17 protein-coding genes and 1 tRNA gene are annotated in these 21338 nt (G+C 75.2%); 3 read left to right on the forward strand and 15 right to left on the reverse strand.

All coding sequences use genetic code 11. The annotated features are described in order from the left end of the window. Nucleotides 1–18 precede the first annotated feature (18 nt). The 8 genes from selA to ACVMYR_RS22110 all read right to left on the reverse strand — a co-directional run bounded on the left by selA (nucleotide 19) and on the right by ACVMYR_RS22110 (nucleotide 9300). Complete coding sequence (selA, locus tag ACVMYR_RS22075) at nucleotides 19–1317, reverse strand: L-seryl-tRNA(Sec) selenium transferase (protein WP_457122609.1); 1299 nt, start codon at nucleotides 1315–1317, stop codon at nucleotides 19–21. 22 nt (nucleotides 1318–1339) lie between these two features. After that, nucleotides 1340–1435 (reverse strand) — tRNA-Sec (locus ACVMYR_RS22080). A gap of 53 nt (nucleotides 1436–1488) precedes the next feature. Then, nucleotides 1489–2502 carry an NrfD/PsrC family molybdoenzyme membrane anchor subunit gene (gene nrfD, locus ACVMYR_RS22085; protein ID WP_457122610.1) on the reverse strand — a complete coding sequence of 338 codons (1014 nt, stop codon included), beginning with the start codon at nucleotides 2500–2502 and terminating at the stop codon, nucleotides 1489–1491. Next, on the reverse strand, nucleotides 2499–3413 hold the full coding sequence (locus ACVMYR_RS22090; protein WP_457122611.1) for a 4Fe-4S dicluster domain-containing protein: 915 nt from the start codon (nucleotides 3411–3413) through the stop codon (nucleotides 2499–2501). The genes nrfD and ACVMYR_RS22090 overlap by 4 nt, the downstream gene beginning before the upstream one ends. Further along, nucleotides 3406–6738, reverse strand: a complete 3333-nt coding sequence (gene fdh, locus ACVMYR_RS22095) for a formate dehydrogenase (protein ID WP_457122612.1) — start codon at nucleotides 6736–6738, stop codon at nucleotides 3406–3408. The genes ACVMYR_RS22090 and fdh overlap by 8 nt, the downstream gene beginning before the upstream one ends. A gap of 117 nt (nucleotides 6739–6855) precedes the next feature. Next, entirely contained in the window at nucleotides 6856–7164 is a 309-nt protein-coding gene (locus ACVMYR_RS22100) for a MazG-like family protein (protein ID WP_396792752.1), read from the reverse strand. A 95-nt stretch (nucleotides 7165–7259) separates the two neighbouring features. Then, nucleotides 7260–7964, reverse strand: a complete 705-nt coding sequence (locus ACVMYR_RS22105) for a hypothetical protein (protein WP_043969095.1) — start codon at nucleotides 7962–7964, stop codon at nucleotides 7260–7262. 196 nt (nucleotides 7965–8160) lie between these two features. After that, on the reverse strand, nucleotides 8161–9300 hold the full coding sequence (locus ACVMYR_RS22110) for a DUF3626 domain-containing protein (RefSeq protein WP_457122613.1): 1140 nt from the start codon (nucleotides 9298–9300) through the stop codon (nucleotides 8161–8163). A gap of 141 nt (nucleotides 9301–9441) precedes the next feature. On the opposite strand from ACVMYR_RS22110, the gene ACVMYR_RS22115 reads away from it, so the two are divergent. Beyond that, the gene (locus ACVMYR_RS22115; RefSeq protein ID WP_457122614.1) at nucleotides 9442–10857 is read left to right on the forward strand and encodes an FGGY-family carbohydrate kinase; all 1416 of its coding nucleotides are present in this window, start codon (nucleotides 9442–9444) and stop codon (nucleotides 10855–10857) included. 202 nt (nucleotides 10858–11059) lie between these two features. On the opposite strand, the gene ACVMYR_RS22120 is transcribed toward ACVMYR_RS22115, so the two are convergent. Further along, complete coding sequence (locus tag ACVMYR_RS22120; protein ID WP_457122615.1) at nucleotides 11060–11986, reverse strand: aminoglycoside phosphotransferase family protein; 927 nt, start codon at nucleotides 11984–11986, stop codon at nucleotides 11060–11062. A 169-nt stretch (nucleotides 11987–12155) separates the two neighbouring features. On the opposite strand from ACVMYR_RS22120, the gene ACVMYR_RS22125 reads away from it, so the two are divergent. Then, nucleotides 12156–13001, forward strand: coding sequence for an MEDS domain-containing protein (locus tag ACVMYR_RS22125; protein WP_457122616.1), 846 nt, complete (start codon nucleotides 12156–12158; stop codon nucleotides 12999–13001). A gap of 42 nt (nucleotides 13002–13043) precedes the next feature. Here the strand turns inward: ACVMYR_RS22125 and ACVMYR_RS22130 are convergent, their stop codons facing one another. The 3 genes from ACVMYR_RS22130 to ACVMYR_RS22140 form a co-directional block, all read right to left on the reverse strand. Beyond that, nucleotides 13044–13673 carry an MBL fold metallo-hydrolase gene (locus ACVMYR_RS22130; protein WP_353902025.1) on the reverse strand — a complete coding sequence of 210 codons (630 nt, stop codon included), beginning with the start codon at nucleotides 13671–13673 and terminating at the stop codon, nucleotides 13044–13046. Further along, the gene (locus tag ACVMYR_RS22135; protein WP_091275019.1) at nucleotides 13670–14758 is read right to left on the reverse strand and encodes an S-(hydroxymethyl)mycothiol dehydrogenase; all 1089 of its coding nucleotides are present in this window, start codon (nucleotides 14756–14758) and stop codon (nucleotides 13670–13672) included. Before ACVMYR_RS22135 ends, ACVMYR_RS22130 begins: the two co-directional genes overlap by 4 nt. Nucleotides 14759–14865: 107 nt before the next feature. Further along, nucleotides 14866–16335 (reverse strand): MFS transporter, encoded by a 1470-nt coding sequence (locus ACVMYR_RS22140; protein WP_457122617.1) that lies wholly within the window; start codon nucleotides 16333–16335, stop codon nucleotides 14866–14868. Between the two features lie 146 nt (nucleotides 16336–16481). On the opposite strand from ACVMYR_RS22140, the gene ACVMYR_RS22145 reads away from it, so the two are divergent. Beyond that, the gene (locus tag ACVMYR_RS22145; protein ID WP_457122618.1) at nucleotides 16482–17933 is read left to right on the forward strand and encodes a cryptochrome/photolyase family protein; all 1452 of its coding nucleotides are present in this window, start codon (nucleotides 16482–16484) and stop codon (nucleotides 17931–17933) included. Between the two features lie 47 nt (nucleotides 17934–17980). Here ACVMYR_RS22145 and ACVMYR_RS22150 read toward each other — a convergent pair whose 3' ends face one another. From ACVMYR_RS22150 to ACVMYR_RS22160, 3 genes are read right to left on the reverse strand one after another with little or no spacing between them, the layout of a single operon-like run. Beyond that, on the reverse strand, nucleotides 17981–18832 hold the full coding sequence (locus tag ACVMYR_RS22150; RefSeq protein ID WP_396792740.1) for an alpha/beta fold hydrolase: 852 nt from the start codon (nucleotides 18830–18832) through the stop codon (nucleotides 17981–17983). Then, nucleotides 18829–19719: an SDR family NAD(P)-dependent oxidoreductase gene (locus ACVMYR_RS22155; RefSeq protein ID WP_457122619.1), complete on the reverse strand. Its 891-nt coding sequence runs from the start codon at nucleotides 19717–19719 to the stop codon at nucleotides 18829–18831. Before ACVMYR_RS22155 ends, ACVMYR_RS22150 begins: the two co-directional genes overlap by 4 nt. Before the next feature lie 25 nt (nucleotides 19720–19744). Next, nucleotides 19745–21259: a flavin-containing monooxygenase gene (locus tag ACVMYR_RS22160; protein ID WP_457122620.1), complete on the reverse strand. Its 1515-nt coding sequence runs from the start codon at nucleotides 21257–21259 to the stop codon at nucleotides 19745–19747. Nucleotides 21260–21338: the final 79 nt, after the last annotated feature.

A 21338-nucleotide genomic window follows, 5' to 3' on the forward strand; every position in this document is an offset into this window, starting at 1 on the left:
TCGGCTTCCGCCGGCACGTCAGTCCTCCGCCGGCACGGCCAGCACGGCGGCGCGCAGCGCGTCGTCGGCGGCGGCGGGGACGCAGCGCAGGTCCAGCAGCAGCCGACCCCGGGCGACCCGGCCGAGCACCGGCGGGTCGCCGAGGCGCAGCGGCCCGGCGTACCGCTCGGGCAGGGCGAGGGCCCACGAGTCCAGCTCGACGCCGGGCGCGCCGCCACCGCCGACCACAGCGGCCGTGGGCACCACCTCGGCCTTGCAGCCGTCGGCGGCCAGCCGATCGCGCAGGCGCTCGGTGCGCCGCCGCAGGGCGGCCGGGTCGGCGTGCAGGGCCGCCCGGGTGGGGGTGTCGGGGCCGTGCAGGGTGGCCGCCAGCGCGGCGAGGGTCAGCTTGTCGACCCGCAGGGCGCGGGCCAGGGGGTGGCGGCGCAGCCGGTCGACCAGGTCGGCGTCGCCGAGCAGCAGCCCGGCCTGCGGGCCGCCGAGGAGCTTGTCGCCGCTGGCGGTGACCAGGTGCGCGCCGGCGCGCAGGGTGCTCGCCGCGTCGGGCTCGGCGGGCAGCAGCGGGTCGGCGGCGAGCAGCCCGGAGCCGATGTCGGCGACGACCGGCACGCCCAGGGTGGCCAGCCGGTCGACGCCGACGGCGCTGGTGAAGCCGGTGACCACGAAGTTCGACGGGTGCACCTTCAACACGAACCCGGTGTCGGGGCCGAGCGCGTCGGCGTAGTCGGCGAGGCTGGTGCGGTTGGTGGTGCCGACCTCCCGCAGCCGCGCGCCGGTGCTGGCCAGCAGGTCGGGCAGGCGGAACCCGTCGCCGATCTCCACCAGCTCGCCGCGGCTGACCACGATCTCCCGCCCGGCGGCGAGGGCGGTGGCGGCCAGGACGAGGGCCGCCGCGCCGTTGTTGACCACGTGCACGCCGCCCGCGTCGGGCACGGCGGCGGCGAGCGCGGCGAGGGCGTCGCGGCCCCGCCTCGCCCGCCGGCCGGTGGCCAGGTCCAGCTCCACGTCGGTGTGCCCGGCGGCGGCGGCCACGGCGGCCACGGCGGCGGCCGACAGCGGGGCCCGGCCCAGGTTGGTGTGCAGGACGACGCCGGTGGCGTTGAGCACCGCCGCCGGCGTCGCGGCGGGCAGCGCGGCGAGGGCGGCGTCGCGTACCCGATCGGGGGTGATCTCACCGGCGCGGGCGCGGGCCTGCGCGGCGCCGATCGCGGCCTTGACCCGGTCGCGGCCCAGCCGGTCGACGGCGGCGGCCAGCCGGGGGTCGGCGAGCAGGACGTCGGTGCGCGGGACCCGCCGTCGGGGATCGGCGTCGCGCATCGCGTCCTTCCCACGGGTTGCCTGGCGGAGACGGACGGGAATCGAACCCGCCTGGCCCGGGTCCCGGACCACACCGGTTTTGAAGACCGGGAGGGGCACCAGCCGCCTGAACGCCTCCACCGGCCATTTGACCACAGCACCCCGCCCGGCGTGCGGGGAGGGCGTCAGGCGTCAGCCCTGCGCGGCGCGGCGGTCGACGCGTGCGCGCTGCGGCACCACCGTGTACTTCGGGTCGCGGGCGGAGGCGACACCGCCGTGGAAGATGCCGAACCGGGTGGCGACCGACGCGGCGAGCAGCGCCGCGCCGGACAGGCCGGACAGCAGCCGGCTGCGGCGGCCGACCAGCGCGCCGAGGACCCCGGCGGCGGTCAGCGTCCGGCCGGCGCGCAGCAGCCGGCCGGGCACGCCGGTGCGGTAGGGCTCGCTGAGCAGGCCCAGGCGGGTCTCCACCCGGTGCGCGCCCCACAGCTCCAGGGCCGCGCCGGCCACGGCCATCCGCCGGGCCGGGCCGGCCTGGGCGCAGGGCGCGGCGAGCAGGCCCACGCCGGCGCCGCTGGCCAGGGCGCTGCCCGCGAAGATGGTCGGCAGTTCCGGGTACGCCTCGTGCCACGACGGCACGGCCGTGTCGGCGAGCAGCACCCCCGTGTACGTGGCCAGGGCCGGCGCGGTGGCGGCGGCGACCAGCCCGGCGGCCCGCCCGGTGGCGGGCAGCAGCCGTCGCCCCACGCCGAGCACGCCCCGCTCGGGCAGCCACGGCGCGGCCTCGGCGACGGCGGCGACCCCGGCGGCCGGGCCGAAGACGGTGAGGATCCAGGTGCCCACCGACATCGGGGAGGTCGGCTTCGCCACCCGCAGCATGTGGTGGAAGCGGGCCGGCCGGCCCAGGTCGTTGACGAGGAAGTACGCGCTGGCGGTGACCGCCGCCAGCGAGGTGACCCGGCCGGCGCGGCGCAACGCCGGCCGGCCGGTGAGCTGCCCACCGGCGGCCAGCAGCGACGACCCGGCGGCCAACCCGCCGGTGAACAGGTATGCCGCGATGTCCCACTTCCACACCGGCGGCTTCAGGATCGGGCGGCCGTAGTAGGAGGTGAACTCGGCCGGCGGGACGGTCAGCTGTTCCCCGCCGCCGCGTCCGCTGCGGTAGCGGCGGAACCGGTCACCGACCGGCTTCTGGGGTGTGCTCACGAGGACCCTCCGACGAACGCGGCGACGGCGGCCGCCGCCATGGCCAGGGCGGCCAGCCCGGCCCGCTTCCACATCCGGGGCAGGTCCCGGGTGGTGACCACCGGGTCGGGTGGCAGCCCGTACACCTCGGGGTCGTCGAGCAGCAGGAAGAACGCGCCGTCGCCGCCGACGCCGTCGGTGGGGTCGTGGCCGTAGAGCCGGGCCTGCGACACGCCGCGCTCGTGCAGGGTGGCGACCCGCTGCGCGGCCCGTTCCCGCAGCTCGTCGAGGGGGCCGTACTGGATGGACTCGGTGGGGCACGCCTGCGCGCAGGCCGGTGTGCCGCCCGCGCCGAGCCGGTCGTAGCACAGGGTGCACTTCCAGGCCCGGCCGTCGCCCTTGCGCTGGTCGATCACCCCGTACGGGCAGGCGGGGATGCAGTAGCCGCAGCCGTTGCAGATGTCCTCCTGCACCACGACCGTGCCGAACTCGGTGCGGAACAGCGACCCGGTGGGGCACACGTCGAGGCAGGCGGCGTGGGTGCAGTGCTTGCACACGTCCGACATCATCAGCCAGCGGAAGTCGGAGCGGGTCTCCGCGCCGGTGCCGCGGCCGGGCGGCCGCGCCCCGGGCATGCCGAGGAACTGGGGGCCGGCGACGCTGCTGCCCGGCGCGTCGGCGGCCGGGGCGGCGGGGCGGGGCTGCTCCACGAACGCCACGTGCCGCCACGAGTTCGCCGTCAGCGCGCCGGTGTTGTCGTAGGACATGCCGAGCAGGTCCAGCCCGGAGCCGGGCACGTCGTTCCACTCCTTGCAGGCGACCTCGCACGCCTTGCAGCCGATGCAGACGCTGGTGTCGGTGAAGAAACCCATCCGGGGCTGGGCGTCCGGGGCCGGGTCCAGCGGCCCGTAGAGGCTGTTGGCGTCAGGCATCGCCGCTCCCGTCCCGCTCGTCGGCCGACGCGCCCGCCGAGCGCTCGTCGGTGCTGCCGGCCGCGTCGTCGCCGCCGGCCGCGTCGGTGGTGACGATCGGGACGCGGCGCTGCGGGGTCATCCCGGCCCGCCGCCGGTAGTCGGCGACCAGGTCGAGCAGGGCCGGCCCGGTGGGCCGGCGGCCGGGCCGCACGTCGCAGGTGCCGACCTTGCTCTCCTGGATCAGCACGTTCGGGTCCAGGGTGATGCCGAACAGGTCGTTGGCCGAGTCGCCGGTGACCAGCCCCTCCGTGCCGAAATGGTACGGCAGCCACAGCTGGTGGATGATCCGGCCGTCGACCCGCAGCGGGGTGAGCCGGTCGGTGACCAGCACCTTCGCCTCGATCGCCGCCCGGCCGCTGACCAGGTGCGCCCAGCCCAGGTGCGTCAGTCCCGCCTCGGCGGCCAGCTCCGGGGACACCTCCACGAACATCTCCGGCTGCAACTCGGCCAGCGGACGCACCGTGCGGCTCATCCCGCCGGCCGTGTGGTGCTCGGTGAGCCGGCTGACCGTGAACACGTACGGGAAGACGGCGCTGTGCGCCTCCGGCGGGCTCGGGTTGACCGAGTTGACCGGATGCTCGTAGACCTTGCGGGTCGGGTTGGCCTGCTGCCCGTACAGGGGGTTGCGCATCGGGGACTCGGCCGGCTCGTAGTGCGCCGGAAGCGGGCCGTCGAGCACGCCGCTGGGCGCGTACAGCCAGGCCTTGCCGTCGCCCTGCATGACGAACGCGTCGTCGCCGGCGATGGCCGCCACCCCGGAGGCCCCCTCCGGCGGCCGGTACGTCGGCGGCTTCGTCTTCTCGAAGTCCGGCACGTCGTAGCCGGTCCACTCCCCCGCGTCCGGGTCCCACCACACGTACTTCTTGCGTTCGCTCCACGGGCGGCCCTGCGGGTCGGCGGAGGCCCGGTTGTAGAGGGTGCGTCGGTTCGCCGGCCACGCCCAGCCCCACTGCGCGGCCACCCAGTCCTGCTCGTGGCGGGAGCGACGGCGGGCGGCCTGATTGACGCCGTCGGCGTACACGCCGGTGTAGATCCAGCAGCCGATCGCGGTGGACCCGTCGTCGCGGGCCTGCGTGAACGCCGACAGCGGGCGGCCGGTGGCCACCTCGTACCCGTTGATCTCCCGCAGCACCGCCTCGGCGCTCGGCTCCGCGTGCGGGCCGTGCGTCGGGTAGTCCCAGGTCAGGTCGAGCAGCGCCCGGTCGCGCGGGTGCGGCGACCCGGCCAGCCTCTCCCGCAGCCGCCGGCCGAGGTGGTAGAAGAACCACAGCTCCGAGCGGGCGTCGCCCGGCGGGTCGACGGCCTTCTCCCGCCACTGCAACAGCCGCTGGGTCTGGGTGAACGTGCCCTCCTTCTCCACGTGGGAGGCCGCCGGCAGGAAGAACACCTCGGTGCGGCACTGCTCCGGCACGATCTCCCCGGTGGCCACCTCGGGGCTGTTCTTCCAGAACGTGGCGCTCTCGATGAGGAACAGGTCGCGCACGACCAGCCAGTCGAGGTTGGCCATGCCGAGGCGCTGGGCGCGGCCGTGCGCGGAGCCGACCGCCGGGTTCTGGCCGAGCAGGAAGTAGCCCCGGATCTTCCCGTCGATCATGTTGAGGACCTGCTGGTAGGTGCCGTGGTCGCCGGTCATCCGGGGTAGGTGGTCATAGCAGAAGTCGTTCTCCGGCGTCGCCGCGTCCCCCCAGTACGCCTTGAGCAGGCTCGCCGCGTACGCCCGGGAGTCGCCCCAGAAGCCCTTCTGGCCGGGGTGGCGGATGCTGTCGACCCAGTCGTCGAACGTCTCGTGGTCGGCGTGGTGCGGCATCGGCAGGTAGCCGGGCAGCAGGTTGTAGAGCGTGGGGATGTCGGTGGAGCCCTGGATGCTGGCGTGCCCGCGCAGCGCCAGGATGCCCCCGCCCGGGCGGCCCATGTTGCCCAGCAGGGTCTGGATGATCGCGCCGGTGCGGATGTACTGCACACCGACGCTGTGCTGCGTCCAGCCCACCGAGTAGACCAGCGCGCCGGTGCGTTCCCGGCCCGAGTTGGCCGCCCACGCGTCGGCCAGCTCCAGGAACTTGTCCTGCGGGATGCCGCAGACCCGTTCCACCATCTCCGGGGTGTAGCGGGCGAAGTGCCGCCGCAGAATCTGGTAGACGCAGCGCGGGTGCTGCAGCGTCTCGTCGCGCTGGGTCGGCGTGGGCACCGGCATGCCGTGCGACTCGTGGCGCAGCCCGGCCGCGCTGTCGCGTTCCTTGCCGGTGCCGGTGATCTCGGCGTGGCCCTCGTGGCCGGCGTACTGCCAGCTCGAGGTGTCGTACGAGCCGGTGTCGGGGCGGTAGCCGGAGAACAGGCCGTCGAGGTCCTCGGTGTCGGCGAACTGGTCGCTGACGATCGTCGCCGCGTTCGTGTACGCCAGCACGTACTCCCGGAAGTCCAGCTCGTTCTCCAGGATGTGGCGCACCACGCCGCCGAGCAGCGCGATGTCGGTGCCCGCCCGGATCGGCAGGTAGGAGTCGGCGACCGCGCTGGTGCGGGTGAACCGGGGGTCGACGTGGAAGACCTTCGCGCCGCGCCGCTTGGCCTCCATCACCCACTGGAAACCCACCGGGTGGGCCTCGGCCATGTTGGAGCCCTGGATGACGATGACGTCAGCGTTGACCAGGTCCTGTTGGAAGTCCGTCGCGCCGCCGCGACCGAAGCTGGTCCCCAGACCGGGGACGGTGGCGGAGTGTCAAATGCGGGCCTGGTTCTCGATCTGGAGCGCCCCCATCGCCGTGAACAGCTTCTTGATGAGGTAGTTCTCCTCGTTGTCCAGCGTCGCCCCGCCGAGGCTGGAGATGCCCAGCGTGCGGTGCAGCGGCCGGCCCGCGTCGTCGACGTCCTCCCAGGTGTCCTCGCGGGCGGCGAGGATCCGGTCGGCGATCATGTCGAGCGCGGTGTCGAGGTCCAGGTCCTCCCACTCGGTCGCGTAGGGCCGGCGGTAGCGCACCGTCGTCTGCCGCAGCGGGCTGGTGACCAGGCTCTTGCTGGCCGAGCCCTTCGGGCACAGCCGGCCCCGGGAGATCGGGCTGTCCGGGTCGCCCTCGATCTGGGTGACCCGGCCGTCGGTGACGAAGACCCGCTGACCGCAGCCGACGGCACAGTAGGGGCAGACCGAGCGGGCGACGCTGTCGGCGGTCTCGGTGCGGGCCGTCAGCGCCGCCGAGCGGGCCGACTGGGCCGCCGCGCCCCGGCCGAGCGGGTCGGTGCCGGTGAGCTGCCGGTAGACGGGCCAGCCCGCGAGGAACGTCCGCAGGCCCATCGGCGCGCACCCCTTCCCCGGCGACAGAAGCTGACGTTCTGAACATAGGCCAGCGCCCGCCGCGCCGCGACCCTCAGCGGATCTTTTTCCGCCGCCGGGGGCGGTGCTCACCGGTGCTCACCGCTGCCGGGAGCGGACCTTCTCGGCGCACGCCAGCAGCGCGGCCCGCGCGTCGCCGCCGAGGCTCTCGATGGCCACCAGCGCCGTGAACGCCGCGTCGGCCAGCTCGGCGGTCACGTCGTCGCGGGTGTGGGTGACCCCCTTGCGGGGGTTCTGCCCGAGCGCGCCGATCCACGCCCCGGCGGCCTCACCCGCCTCCTCGGTCAGCTTGAGGATCCGGCAGGTCAACTCCGCGTCCCCGGCGCCGTTGGCGGCGTCGAGCCACCCGCGCGCCGCCCGCACCGCATCCCAGATCGGCTCGTCCATGCAGGAAGTGAACCCCGACGGCCGCGCCGGGCCGCACCCGGGGAGGCAAACGCCCCCGTGCCGATACGGCACGGGGGCGTTCAGGTGTCGTCACGTCACCACAGCTGCGCGACGATGTCGGCGGCCTGCTCCTCCCACTGGGCGTACGCGTACGGGTACGCCGACACCTGCACCGTCTGCGCCGCGGCGGTCAGCGGCAGCTCCCGCCAGCCGCCGACGTTCTTCAGCGCCCCGAAGAACGCCTTCGACGCGTACTCCGGGTCGGTGATCTGATCGGGCGAGCCCCAACCGGACGACGGGCGCTGCTGGAACAGACCCTGCGAGTCGTGGTCGTTGTACGCGCCGAGGTGGCCGAGGTTGTACAGCTTCGATTCCTGCAGCGAGGTGGCCACGCCGATCACCGCGCCGCGTTCGCCGACGCCGCTCTCCTTGGCGGCCTCGACGATGGCCCTGGCGTTGGCCACCTGCGCGTCGTCGAGCGGGATGCGCGACTGCGCGCCCTCGACGCCGTGCGGGATCAGCTCGTCGCGGCTCGGCTTGCCCGTCGACGGGGTCGACGTGCCGGCGCCCGCGCCGGTGGTCAACGCGGACTCGGCGGTGGCACCCTCCCGGGTCTTGCCGGTGGCCAGGTCGATGGCGGCGACGGCGCCCGCGTGCGGGCCGGTGGTGACGGGGGCGGCGACGGCCGTGGGGCCGAACGCCAGACCGCCGAGGACGGCGACGCCGCTGATGGTCAGGACGGTCCTGCGGTTCGTGGTCTTCGCGATGGCCGGGAGCCATCGAGTGAAGTCAGCCTTCACGATGGTTGCCCTTTCGGTCGACACGACGCGCTCCGGGGTGAGCGCCCCTCGGAACCCGCCCCGGCCGGTGGGGTTTACCGGCGGGCGGTACGGGGGACACAACCAGCTTCACGTGTCCGTCATTCCGGATACGGGTGGCAGCGGCCGGGTTGCGGCCCCGGTCACGCCCGGAACCGGACACGACGGCCGGCACCGGTCAGCGGGCGCGCGGCGCCCCGAACCGGACGAGGACGTGCCAGAGCATCTTGAGGTCCTGCAGCGTGGCCGCCAGCGGGCCGCGGTCGGCCCACCGGTCAGGCTCGGTGACCGCCGAGGCGGCGGCCCGGCCGATCAGCGCGGCGTCGACCGGCTCGCCGGGGCGGGCGAACTCGGCGTGGATCCGGGCGGCCAGCGGCGGGATGCCGGGGCCCCGGAACTCGGCGTCGACCCCGTCGACCGGCAGCTCGAAGCCCGCGTGCCAGTGCAGCGCCGCCCCGTGGCGGGCCGCCAGGTCGGCCAGCACCCGGCCCACCCGGGTGCCCGCGAACGACGGGTCGAGCACGAACGCCTCGACGTCGCGGCCGAGGTCCACCGCACCGTGGATCTGCGCCTCGACGTAGTCGTCCAGCGCGCGGACGGCCGGGCCGGCGCGCCAGGCGTCCCGGTCGCGGCGGCGCAGCAGGGCCCCGAGCAGGGTGGCCGGGTCCGTCCCGGCGACGCCGAGGCTGACGCCCGTGCCGGCGGTGGCGTCGAGCAGCTCCGCCAGCACCGGCTCGGGCACGTCGACGGTGCCGAGGTGGGGCGGCTCCAGGTGGCTGTCGCCGAAGCAGAACGTGGCGCGGGCCAGCACCTGCGGCCGCAGCCGCAGGTGGCAGGAGCCGAACCGGGGACACGCGCCGTCGGGGTGGTCGAGCAGGTTGAGCCCGCCGTACGTCGGGCGGTCGGCCGGAAGCACGCCCGCCTCCTGGTAGGCGCCGCCGAACATCGCCTCCTCCCAGCGGTCCCGGTCGCCGCCGGGGAACGCGGTCAGGCCGCCGTTGGAGATGCCCGTGGCGAACTGGCTGCGGTAGACGCCCTGCGCGGCCAGCGCGTCGGCCACCGTCCGTCCGTCGGCGAGCAGCCGGTCGGGGTGGAAGTTCACGGTCAGCCGGCCGTGCGCGCCGACCGCCGCGACCAGCTCCTGTGGCCGGCGGCCGACGCCGGAGGCGACCAGGTGCCGCGCGATCACGGCGCGGGCCGCGGGGCGCCGGTGTAGCGCCGACCGGCGTACGTGCGCCAGGGCGGCGGCCTGCGCCGGGGTCAGCGGTGGGTGGCCGGTGGCAGGGGCGGGGCGCGCCGTTCGGGGTGGGTGGGACACAAGCGCCGATTGTGCCTGGCCGGCACCCGAGGCTCGTAGCGCATTTCGCGCCGGCGGCCGGTTGACACGGGCCGGGCCCGATTCGAATAATTCATCTGCTGAACAAATTCCCGCCCGTGTCCCCGAGCCGCAGGAGGGCCCGTGCCGCTCGTGGCCGGAGTCGACTCGTCGACCCAGTCGTGCAAGGTCGTCGTCCGCGACGCCGAGACCGGCAGGCTGGTACGCGAGGGGCGCGCGCCGCACCCGGCCGGCACGGCGGTGCCGCCGGCCGCGTGGGAGGCCGCGCTGGCCGACGCCGTCGCGCGGGCCGGCGGCCTGGACGACGTGGAGGCCGCCTCGATCGCCGGGCAGCAGCAGGGCATGGTGTGCCTCGACGCCGACGGCGCGGTGGTCCGGGACGCCGTGCTGTGGAACGACACCCGCTCGGCCGGTGCCGCCGCCGAGCTGATCTCCGACCTGGGCGGCGGTGAGGCGGGCCGGCGGGCCTGGGCCGAGGCGGTCGGCCTGGTGCCGGTGGCCAGCTTCACCGTCACCAAGCTGCGCTGGCTGGCCTCGGCGGAGCCGCGCAACGCCGCCCGGACCGCTGCGGTGTGCCTGCCGCACGACTGGCTGACCTGGCGGCTGTCCGGCGCGCCGGGGCTCGACGCGCTGCGCACCGACCGCAGCGAGGCCAGCGGGACCGGATACTGGTCGGCCGCCACCGGCGACTACCGCCGGGACCTGTTCGGGTTGGCGTTCGGCCGCGACGACGTGCTGCTGCCGCAGGTGCTCGGGCCGACCGGCCGGGCCGGTCGGCTGCGCACCGGCGCGCCGCTGGGCGCCGGCGCCGGCGACTGCGCCGGGGCGGCGTTGGGTGTCGGCGCCGGGCCGGGCGACGTGATCGTGTCGATCGGCACCTCCGGCATCGTGTCCACCGTCTCCGACGTGCCGGCCGCCGACCCGAGCGGGATCGTCGCCGGGTTCGCCGACGCGACCGGCCGGTTCCTGCCGCTGGTGTGCACGCTCAACGCCGCCCGGGTGCTGGACGCGGCCGCGGCCATGCTGCGGGTGGACCACGCGGGGCTGTCGGCGCTGGCGCTGTCGGCCCCGGCGGGCGCCGACGGGCTGGTCCTGGTGCCCTACCTGGAGGGCGAGCGCACCCCGAACCGCCCGCACGCCACCGGCGCCGTGCACGGGCTGACCCTGCGGACCTCCACGCCCGCGCACCTGGCCCGGGCGGCGGTGGAGGGCATGCTGTGTGCGCTCGCCGACGGGCTGGACGCGATGCTCGCGCAGGGCACGACGGTGAACCGGGTCATCCTGGTCGGCGGCGGCGCCCGCTCGGAGGCGGTACGCCGGATCGCGCCCGCCGTCTTCGGCCGCCCCGTGCTCGTCCCCCCACCCGGGGAGTACGTCGCCGACGGCGCCGCCCGCCAGGCGGCCTGGATGCTGTCGGGCGGGCCACAGCCGCCACCGTGGACGATCGGGCAGGCGGAGACGCACGAGGCGGACGTCGTGCCGGCGATCCGCGAACGGTACGCGGCCGCCAGGGCGAACATCGTCGACCGTGCCGACTGACGGCGGCACCGCCGCGACCCCGGGCGCGAACCGGCGCTTGAAGACCAACGTCGGATCGCGTGCTTCAATCCAACCGGCACCTTCATTCTCGACAAGGACAAGCGTCTCGACCTCGCCGCGAGGGCTTCGGGGAGGTTGTCCGCACGACGGGCACGGCATCGTCCAGCCATGAACGACACCGCGCCCCGGGCGTACCCTTCCTTCATTCCGAACGGTTAAGCAACGCCGTCGCGACGGCAACCTGCGCCGACTCGAGTCTTGGCTTACCGTCTTCAATGTCCCACAGTGCGTTCTGCAGAACGCGGCCGAGTGTCCAGCCGGCCGCGCGCTGACGGTCCAGGCCAAGAATCTCGGTCAACTGGTCGAAGCGGCGAAGCACGGTGCGTGTCACGTCACCAGTCGCCACTACCGCATCCCAGCGGCTGTCGAGGGCTGGCCACAGATCGAAGCCGGGGTCGCCGGCAAGCGGTTCGGGATCGATGGCAAGCCACGGTTCGCGCTCTGCCGCAAGGACGTTGTCGTAGTGCAGGTCCCAGTGCAGCAGGCGGTCGCCGGATTCGCCGATCAGTTCGGCCACGGCGGACGCACACGTGCGCACCAGCCGCTGTTCAGCGGGATCACACAGCGTCGGCAGGGCCTGCGGGGCCTGGTCGAGCATCGCGGCGGCGATGTCGGCCAACTGTCGCAGGCCCATCGGGGCGGGTACCGAGGTCAGGCGGGCCATCAACTCGGCCAGTATCTGCATGGCCGTGTGATCGTCGGCCACCGAGGACAAGGTTCGGGTCGCGTCCAGCCGTTCCAGTAACTGGGTGCCGCTCTCCTCGTCATGGTCGAGTAGGCGCACCACGCCGTTGCCCTTCCACGCCCGTAGACCGGTCACGGCCCCGGCGGTTTCCTCCCGTAGTTGCTGGAGTTTGAGGACGGCGGGCGTGCCGTCGGCCCGGAGCACAGGCAGGACCAGTGAAGCCATGCCGTACGCGGCGGGACCGTCGAGGCGTAGCTTCCAGCGGCGCAGGAAGTTGCCGCCGAGGCGAGGCAGTTCGGCGACCCAGGCACGCGCCGAACTGCTGCTCACACCATAGGACGCGGCGAACGCGTTCGGGACGTCGATGCACGTTGACGTGTCCATGGGAAGGGTCTCCTTCGTGGGGATCCAGATTCTGGATGCTACGCACGAACAACACCATCGGTCGCTGCCGCTTGACCTTCGCTCAGCGCGGCTTTCCCGAACGTTGGTCCTCAAGCGCCGAACCGGGTCGGGGTTACAGTGACAGGTGCGTCGACCGGAAGGCGATGAGGTGACCACAGCCGCAGTGGTGGACCAGATGGAGCTGGGCGACCACGTCTGCTGGTTCCACGACGACGAGACCGACGGCCTCGACGCCGTGGGCCGGTTCGCCGCCGCCGGCCTGCGGCTCGGCCACCGGGTCGTCTGCTTCCTCGACGTGCTGTCCGCCGATGACGTGCGGGCGTCCGCCGCCCGCCACGGCGCGGCCCCCGGGCCCGCGCCGCACGCCGGTGAGCTGCGCATCGTGCCCTGCGGCGACAGCTACCTCGCCGGGGGCCGGTTCCAGCCCGAACGGGTCGTCGACGCCCTCGCCGCCGAGATCGCCTCGGCGCACCGCGAGGGCCACCCCGGCGTACGGCTGGTCGGGGACATGGCCTGGGCGGCGCGCCGGCAGGTCGGCATCGACACGCTGCGCCGTTACGAGGCCGCCGCCAGCGCGCTCTTCCTCGACGGCCGGGCGGCCGGCCTGTGCCTCTACGACCGGCGGATCTTCTCCACCGAGTGGTGCCAGGCGATGATGTCCGCGCACCCGGCCGCCGCCGCCCCGGCGTGCGGGCCGCGGTGGACGCCGCTGCTGCGCGCCCACCGCACGGCCGACCCGGCGGGGCTGCGGCTGGTGGGGCAGGTCGACCGCAGCAACCGGGACGCCTTCGCGGCGCTGCTCGCCGCGGTCACCGCGGAGACGCCGGCGCGGCAGCCCGTCGTGCTGGACCTGTCCGGGCTGACCTTCGTCGACGTGCGCTCGGCCGCGACGCTCGTGCGGGCCGGCCCGCGCGGCGTGCAGCTGGTCGGCTGCCGGCCGGGGCTGGCGCGGCTGCTGGAGCTGGTGCGCGGCGGCCTGGCCGACGAGGACTGACGCCGGCCGGCCGGGCACCCCCGGCCGGCCGCGTGCTGACCGTCAGTGGCCCCGGGCCAGCCACTGCGCGAGGTGCGGCTCCTCCGCGCCGATGGTGGTGCTGTCGCCGTGGCCGGTGTGCACGACCGTCTCCGGGGGCAGGGTGAACAGCCGGGTCCGGATCGACTCGATGATGGTGCCGAAGTCGCTGTACGAGCGGCCCGTCGCCCCCGGCCCGCCGGCGAAGAGGGTGTCGCCGGTGAAGACGACGCCGAGCTGCGGGGCGTGCAGGCTGCACGCCCCCGGGCTGTGGCCGGGGGTGTGCAGCACCCGCAGTTCGGTGCCCGCCACCTCGACCGTCGCGCCGTCGCGCAGCTCGCCGTCGGGGGCCACGTCGGGGTGCACCATGTCCCACAGCACCCGGTCGTCGGGGTGCAGCAGCACCGGCGCGCCGGTGGCCCGGGCGAGCTGCGGGGCGACCCGCACGTGGTCGTCGTGGGCGTGGGTGGCCAGGATCGCCACCACCCGCCGGCCGCCGACGGTACGCAGGATCGCGTCGACGTCGTGCGGGGCGTCGACGACGACGCACTCGCTGTCGTCGCCGATCACCCACACGTTGTTGTCGACGTCGAAGGTCTGCCCGTCGAGGGAGAACGTGCCGGAGGTGACGGTGTGGTCGACGCGGGCGGTCACGGGAAGACCACCACCGACCGCAGCACGTCACCGTGGTGCATCCGGGTGAACGCCTCCTCGACCTGGTCCAGGGCGATCTCCTCGGTGACGAACGCGTCCAGGTCGAGCCGGCCCTGCAGGTACAGCTCGGTGAGCAGGGGGAAGTCGCGGCTGGGCAGGCAGTCGCCGTACCAGCTGGACTTGAGGGCGCCGCCGCGGCCGAACACGTCCAGCAGCGGCAGCTCCACGCTCATCTGCGGGGTGGGCACGCCGACCAGCACGACCGTGCCGGCGAGGTCGCGGGCGTAGAACGCCTGCTTCCACGTCTCGGGCCGGCCGACGGCGTCGATGACGACGTCCGCGCCGAATCCGCCGGTGGCGGCCCGGATCGCCTCCACCGGGTCGTCCTCGGAGGCGTTGACGGTGTGGGTGGCGCCGAACCTGCGGGCCCAGTCGAGCTTGCGGGAGTCGGTGTCCACCGCGACGATCGTCGTCGCGCCGGCCAGGGCCGCGCCGGCCACGGCGGCGTCACCGACCCCACCGCAGCCGATGACGGCCACGGAGTCGCCGCGGGTGACACCGCCGGTGTTCATGGCCGCGCCGAGACCCGCCATCACCCCGCAGCCGAGCAGGCCCACGGCGGCGGGCCGGGCCGCCGGGTTGACCTTCGTGCACTGCCCGGCGTGCACGAGGGTCTTCTCGGCGAACGCGCCGATGCCCAGCGCCGGCGACAGGACGGTGCCGTCGGTGAGCGTCATCTTCTGGGCGGCGTTGTGGGTGGCGAAGCAGTACCACGGCCGGCCCCGGCGGCAGGCGCGGCAGACCCCGCACACGGCCCGCCAGTTGAGCACCACGAAGTCGCCGGGGGCGACGTCGGTGACGCCGTCGCCGACCTGCTCGACGATCCCGGCGGCCTCGTGGCCGAGCAGGAACGGGAACTCGTCGTTGATGCCGCCCTCGCGGTAGTGCAGGTCGGTGTGGCAGACCCCGCACGCCTGGACGCGGACCACCGCCTCGCCGGGCCCCGGGTCGGGCACCACGATGGTGGTGACCTCGACCGGCGCGCCCTTGCGCCGTGAAATGACTCCCCGGACTTCCTGGCTCACGATTCCTCCTGGTCCACGCGCTTGTCGGTGTCGCCGCCACCGGGCCCCGGCCGACGACGTGGTACGCGCCGGCGGGCTGCCCGCGCCGATCACGTTCCCCGGCGAAACTACCGCCGATCACCTCGCCGGACCCACCGACGTGCGGGGGTTACCACCGGCGGGGCGGCCTGGACCGGTTCGGCCGGTCGGCCGATGCTCTGCGCGGCGGCGAGGACCCGGCGGGCGGCGGTGCGGTAGCGCAGCACCTGGACCGCGCCGAGCGCCCAGAGGGCGTACTGCACGGCGAAGGCCCACCGGAACGCGGCCAGGTCGGGGGCGGCCCGGCCGGCGGGGGTCGCCAGGTCCAGCACGATCCCGACGGCCAGCACGAGCGCGATCGAGGCGACGAAACCGCCCACGTTGACGATGCCGATGGCGCTGCCGATCCGGCTGGCCGGGTTGAACGTGCGGGCGTAGTCGAAGCCGATGACGGAGCCGGGGCCGTTCGCGGCGAGCACCAGCACCAGCACGACCAGCAGCCAGCCCGGGGCGCGGCCCGGCCAGGCGAGCACCACCGCCCACACCGCGGCGGTGGCCGCGGTGACGGCGAGCACGAGCACCGAGCGGCGCAGCGGGTAGCGGGCACACAGGTGGGCGACGACCGGGCCCGCCGCCAGGCTGGCCAGGGTCATCAGGGTGAGCAGGGACGCGGCGGCGGTGGGTGCCATCTGCTGCCCCTGCACCAGGAACGGGTACCCCCACAGCAGGGCGAACACCGAGCCGGAGAACTGGGCGACGAAGTGCGTCCACAGTCCCAGCCGGGTGCCGGGCTGCGCCCAGGCCGCGGCGAGCTGTCGGCGTACCGTCGTCAGGTCGGGGGCGGGCCCGGCGGCCGGCCCGCGGTGCGGGGTGTCCCGGACGACCGCGACGACCATGGTGAGCACGGTCGCGCCGAGCGCGGCGGCGCCGAGGAACGCCGGGGTCCAGCCCGCGTGGTGCAGCAGCGCGACCAGCGGCACGGCGCCCAGCACCGCGCCGAGCTGACCGAGGGTGCCGGTGAGCTGCACCATCATCGGGTTGCGCCGGCCGGGGAACCAGAACGCGACGATGCGCAGCACGCTGATGAACGTCATCGCGTCGCCCAGGCCGACCAGCACCCGGGCGGCGACGGCGAGGCCGACGTCCGTGGCGACCGCGAAGCAGAGCTGACCGGCGACCATCAACGCGCCGCCGGCGAGGAGCAGCCGCCGCGAGCCGTACCGGTCGAGCAGCACGCCCACCGGCACCTGCATCGCCGCGTACACGGCGAGCTGGGCGACGGTGAAGGTGGCCAGCGTGGCCGCGCTGATGTCGAAGCGGTGCGCCGCGTCGACCCCGGTGACGCCGAGCGAGCCGCGGTGGAACACCGCCGCCACGTACGCGCTGAGGGCGACGGCCCAGACCCCGACGGCCCGGCGGCCGGGCGCGGCGGTCGCCTCGACCGCGGCGGCGGCCTCCACGGCGGTGGCGTGGAACGCCCGGTCGGCGGCCATCAGCGCGGCGACGTCGCCGGCCGCCGCGCGGCGGCGCCCGCCACCGGGCTGGGATGCGTCATCCATCCATGATGGGCGTCGCTCGCGCCGGTGTCCGCCACGGGCGGGCGGAACGTGGCGCGGCCCACCCGGGTGGCGCTGTGGCGTGCGCCACCTGATGGACACGCCGGTGCCGGGCGGCGGCGTCGGAACGGACTGGGCAGAATCGACACATGTCTTCCCGCCGGTGGCTGCTCGCCGATCAACTCGGGCCCCACTTCCTCGACGACGCGGCGCAGCCGGTGCTGCTCGTGGAGGCCCGGGAGCTGTTCCGGCGCCGCCCGATGCACCGACAGAAGGCGCACCTGCTGCTCTCCGCGCTGCGGCACCGCGCCGCCGAGCTGGGCGACCGGGCCCTGCTGGTGCGCGCCGACACGTTCCGGCAGGCCCTGGAGCGCGTCGACGGGCCGGTCGAGGTCTGCCACCCGCCGTCGCGGGCCGGGCTGGCCTTCGCCCGCTCGGTGTCGGGGCTGACCGTCCTGCCACCGCGTGGTTTCCTCGTCCGCCGGGAGGACTTCGCGGCGTGGGCAGACGCCGACCGCCGGGGGCCGCTGCGGGTGTCCGACTTCTACCGCTGGGCGCGGCGCGAGCACGGCGTGTTCGAGGGCCCGCCGGGGCGGGTTCCCCGCCGTCCCCGCCGCGCCGCCACCGCCGGGCTGGTGGCGCCGGCTCCCCCACCGATCGTGGAGGACGACATCGACGCGGAGGTCCGCGCCGAGCTGGACGGCTGGGAGCGCGACGGCGTGCGGTTCGTCGGCCGCGACGGCCCGCGCCGCTACCCGGCCACCCACGCCGAGGCCGACGCGAGGCTGCGGCACTTCGTGGCGCACCGGTTGCCCGACTACGGCCGCTACCAGGAGGTGATGAGCGCGGGCGACCCGCTGCTGACCCACAGTGTGCTGTCGTCGTCGTTCAACCTGGGGCTGCTCGACCCGGCGGAGGCGGTCCGGGCCGCCGAGGGCGCCTGGCGGGAGGGGGCCGCGTCGCTGTCGGCGGTGGAGCCGTTCATCCGGGGGCTGCTGGGCTGGCGGGAGTTCCTCTGGCAGCTCTACTGGTATTACGAGCCGGGCTACCGGGGCGGCAACTGGCTGGCCGCGACCGAGCCGCTGCCCGACTGGTTCGCCGGGCTCGACGCCGACGCCGTGGAGGCGCGCTGCCTGGCCGACGTGCTCGCCGGGGTCCGCGACCGCGCCTGGGCGCACCACGCGCAGCGCCTGCTGGTGCTCGGCAACTACGCGTTGCAGCGCGGCTGGCGGCCGGCGGAGCTGGCGGACTGGTTCCGGGACTGCTTCGTCGACGGCACCGACTGGGTGATGAACGCGACCGTCATCGGCATGAGCCAGTACGCCGACCTGGGCCGCATCGACACCCGCCCGTACGCCGTCGACGGCCGCTACATCGACGAGCTCAGCGACTACTGCACCGGGTGCCGCTACCAGCCGGAGACGACGCTGGGCGACCTGGCCTGCCCGTACACCGGGGGGTTCGACGCGTTCCTGCACCGAAACCACGACCGGCTCGTCGGCGACGCGCGGCTGGCCGCGGAGCTGGCCGAACGCGACGATCCGCAGCTACGCGACGCGGTGCTGGCGCAGGAGGACAAGCGCGGCAGCAGCCCGCCCTGACGCAGACGGCGGCGTGTCGGTTCACCCGCGCCGCCGGTCGGCGTGCGTCAGTGGTCGGCGGGGCGGCCCGCCCAGAAGCCGGTGACGAGGCGGTGGAACTCCTCGGCCCGCTCGATCTGCGGCAGGTGCCCCGTGTCGGCGAACAGGTGGGTGCGGGCCCGGGGCAGCCGGGCCCGGGCGGCGTCGAGGTGGGCGGCGGGCAGGATCAGGTCCCGGTCGCCCCAGACGACCAGGACGGGCAGGTCCAGCCGGGCCACCGCGTCGAGCAGTTCCTGACGCCACGGCGCGGCGACGCCCCGCACCGTGCCGAGGCTGGCGACGAGTTCGCCCATCACCCGGGCGGCGTGCGGGCGGCGGGCCACCGCCAGCGCCTCGGCGAGGCGGGCGGCGGTGACGTGCCGCCGGTCGTGGAACAGGGTCCGCTCGGTGCGGCGGGCCACGGCCCGGCTCGGCCGCAGCAGCAGCCGGGCCAGCGGTCGCACCGCCAGCAGCCGCAACCCGATGGTCACCTCGCGGCCGAAGCCGGCGCTGGCGACCAGCACCAGGCTGGCCACGCGGGCCGGGTCGTCGACGGCCAACCGCATGGCCACCGCCCCGCCGAGGGAGTTGCCGACCAGGTGGGCGGGGCCGGTCACGCCGAGCGCGTCGAGGCAGTCGGCGGCGGCCCGGGCCAACGCCGGCAGGGTGTGCGGCTCGTCCAGCGGCGCGGACCCGCCGTGCCCGGCCAGGTCGAGGCTGATCACCCGGTGGTCGCGGGCGAGCCGCCCGTGCAGCTCGGCGAAGTCGGCGAGGGTGCGGCCGATGCCGTGCAGCAGCACCACGGGCGGGCCGTCGCCGGTGACCCGGCACCGGGCGACGCGCCCCCGCACCGTGACGATGGTGTCGGCCGGTCCGCTCACCCCGGCTCCCCCGCCGCCCCGCTGCCCCGGTTGCCGGCCGGCGCGGCGGGGCCGGGCACCGCAGGCCGGTTCACGGCGAGGGCGAGCACCCGGCCGTACCCTGCGGGGGCGAGCCGGGCCAACAGGTCGGGCAGCCGCGCCGACCAGCCGATCAGCACCCGCCCCCGACGCCGCTGCACACCACGCAGGATGGCCTCGGCGGCGGTCGCCGGGTCGATGGACAGCAGCCGCTCGAAGCGGCGGCGGGCGGCCTCGTACTCCTCGACGGGCACCCCGCTGCCGACGCGGGCGTCGGCGGCGATGCGGGTGCGGATGCCGCCGGGGTGCACGCACGTCACCCCGACGCCGTCGCCGGCCAGCTCCTGGCGCAGCGCCTCGGTGAAGCCCCGCACGGCGAACTTGCTGGCCGCGTAGGCGGCCTGCCCGGCGGGGGCGATGAGCCCGAAGAGGCTGGACACGTTGACCAGGTGCGCGCCCGGCTCGGCCTTCAGGGCGGGCAGCAGGGCGTGGGTGAGCTGCACCACGGCCCGGAAGTTGACGTCGACCACCCAGCCGAACTCGTCCAGGGTGACCTGGTCGAAGCGGCCGCCCAGCGCGACACCGGCGTTGTTGACCAGCAGCCGCAGCCGCGGGTGCCGCCGCCGCAGCTCCTCGGCCACCCGGGCCGTGGCGGCGGCGTCGGCCAGGTCGACCACGACGGTGTCGACCTGCCGGCCGGGGTGGGCGGCGCGCAGCGCGGCGGCCACGGCGGCGAGCCGGTCGGCGTCGCGGTCGAGCAGCACCAGGTCGGTGCCGCGCCGGGCCAGGCCGTGGGCGACGGCCTCGCCGATGCCGCCGGCCGCCCCGGTGACCACGGCCCTGCCGGCCGTGAAGTCGAACCTGCGCACGTCGATCTCCCTTCGCCCCGCCCGGTCAGCCGACGCCGCTGCCGGCCGGGTGGGCCGGGTCGCGTCGCTGTGTCGGGGACACCTGCGGGGCGCGCGAGAACCGCACGCCGGCGTCGGTGAGCCGGCCGTGCCGCATGAGCAGCACGTCACGGACGTAGTTCTGGTGCAGCCGCCACGGCGCGGACGCGCCCTGCTTGGGCAGCGCGTCGACGCTGCGCAGCACGTAACCGGCCTTGAGGTCGATGATCGGCTCCAGCGGGCCGCCGGTGGGGGCCAGCGGGGTGACGATCTGCTGGCCGGTGGCGTCCAGGTGCCGCAGCAGCCGGCACACGTACGTGGCGACGAGGTCGGCCTTGAGCGTCCAGGAGGCGTTGGTGTAGCCGATGGTCATCGCGAAGTTCGGCACCTGCGACAGCATCATGCCCTTGTAGGCGACCGTCGCGCCGAGGTCGACGTCCCGCCCGTCGACGGTGAGCGTCATGCCGCCGAGGGCGAGCAGGTCGAGGCCGGTGGCGGTGACGACGACGTCGGCGGTCAGCTCGACGCCGGAGGCGAGCCGGATGCCGGTGGGGGTGAACGTGTCGATCCGGTCGGTCACCACGTCGGCGCGGCCGGTGCCGAGGGCGGCGAACAGGTCCCCGTCGGGGGCCACGCACAGCCGCTGGTCCCACGGGTCGTAGCGGGGGGAGAAGTGCCGGTCGACGTCGTAGCCGGCCGGGAGGCGGCCGGCCGCCGCGCGCCGCAGGAACCGCTTGACCAGCGTCGGGGCGCGGCGGCTGAGCTGGAAGTTGGCGGTGCCGAGCAGCACGTTCTTCCACCGCACCACCGGGTACGCGGCCTTCGCCGGCAGCCAGCGCCGCAGCGCGTCGGCGAGCACGTCGCGCGACGGCAACGCGATGACGTACGTCGGTGAACGCTGCAGCATCGTCACGTGGGCGGCCCGCCGCGCCAGGGCCGGGACGAGGGTGACGGCGGTGGCGCCGCTGCCGACCACGACCACCCGCGCGTCGGTGTGGTCGAGGTCGGCCGGCCAGTGCTGCGGGTGGACCAGCCGCCCGGTGTACGAGTCGACGCCCGGCAGGTCGGGGGTGTAGCCGGCGTCGTAGCGGTAGTAGCCGGAGCAGACGAACAGGAATCCGCAGGTGACGGTGACGTCCTCGCCGGTGTCGTCGCGGCGGGCGCGCACCGTCCAGCGGGCCGTGGCGCTGTCCCACTGCGCGGCGAGGACCCGGTGGTGGAACCGGATGTGCCGGTCCACCCCGTACTCGCGGGCGGTGTCGCGCACGTATGCGCGGATCGACTCACCGTCGGCGATGGCGCGCGGGTTCGTCCACGGCTTGAACGCGTAGCCGAGGGTGAACATGTCCGAGTCCGACCGTATGCCCGGGTAGCGGAACAGGTCCCAGGTGCCGCCGATCGCGTCGCGGGCCTCCAGCACCGCGTACGTCTTGTCGGGGCAGGTGCGGCGCAGGTGGCAGGCCGCGCCGACGCCGGAGAGGCCGGCGCCGACGATCAGCACGTCGACGTGCTCGCAGGCCATGACGTGCCTCCCGTCGCAGGCGGTGAAACGGACACTATCCACCGCCGTCGACGGCGGTCAACGCCCGGCCTCGGGTGGC

The sequence above is a fragment of the Micromonospora sp. PTRAS2 genome (assembly GCF_054052245.1).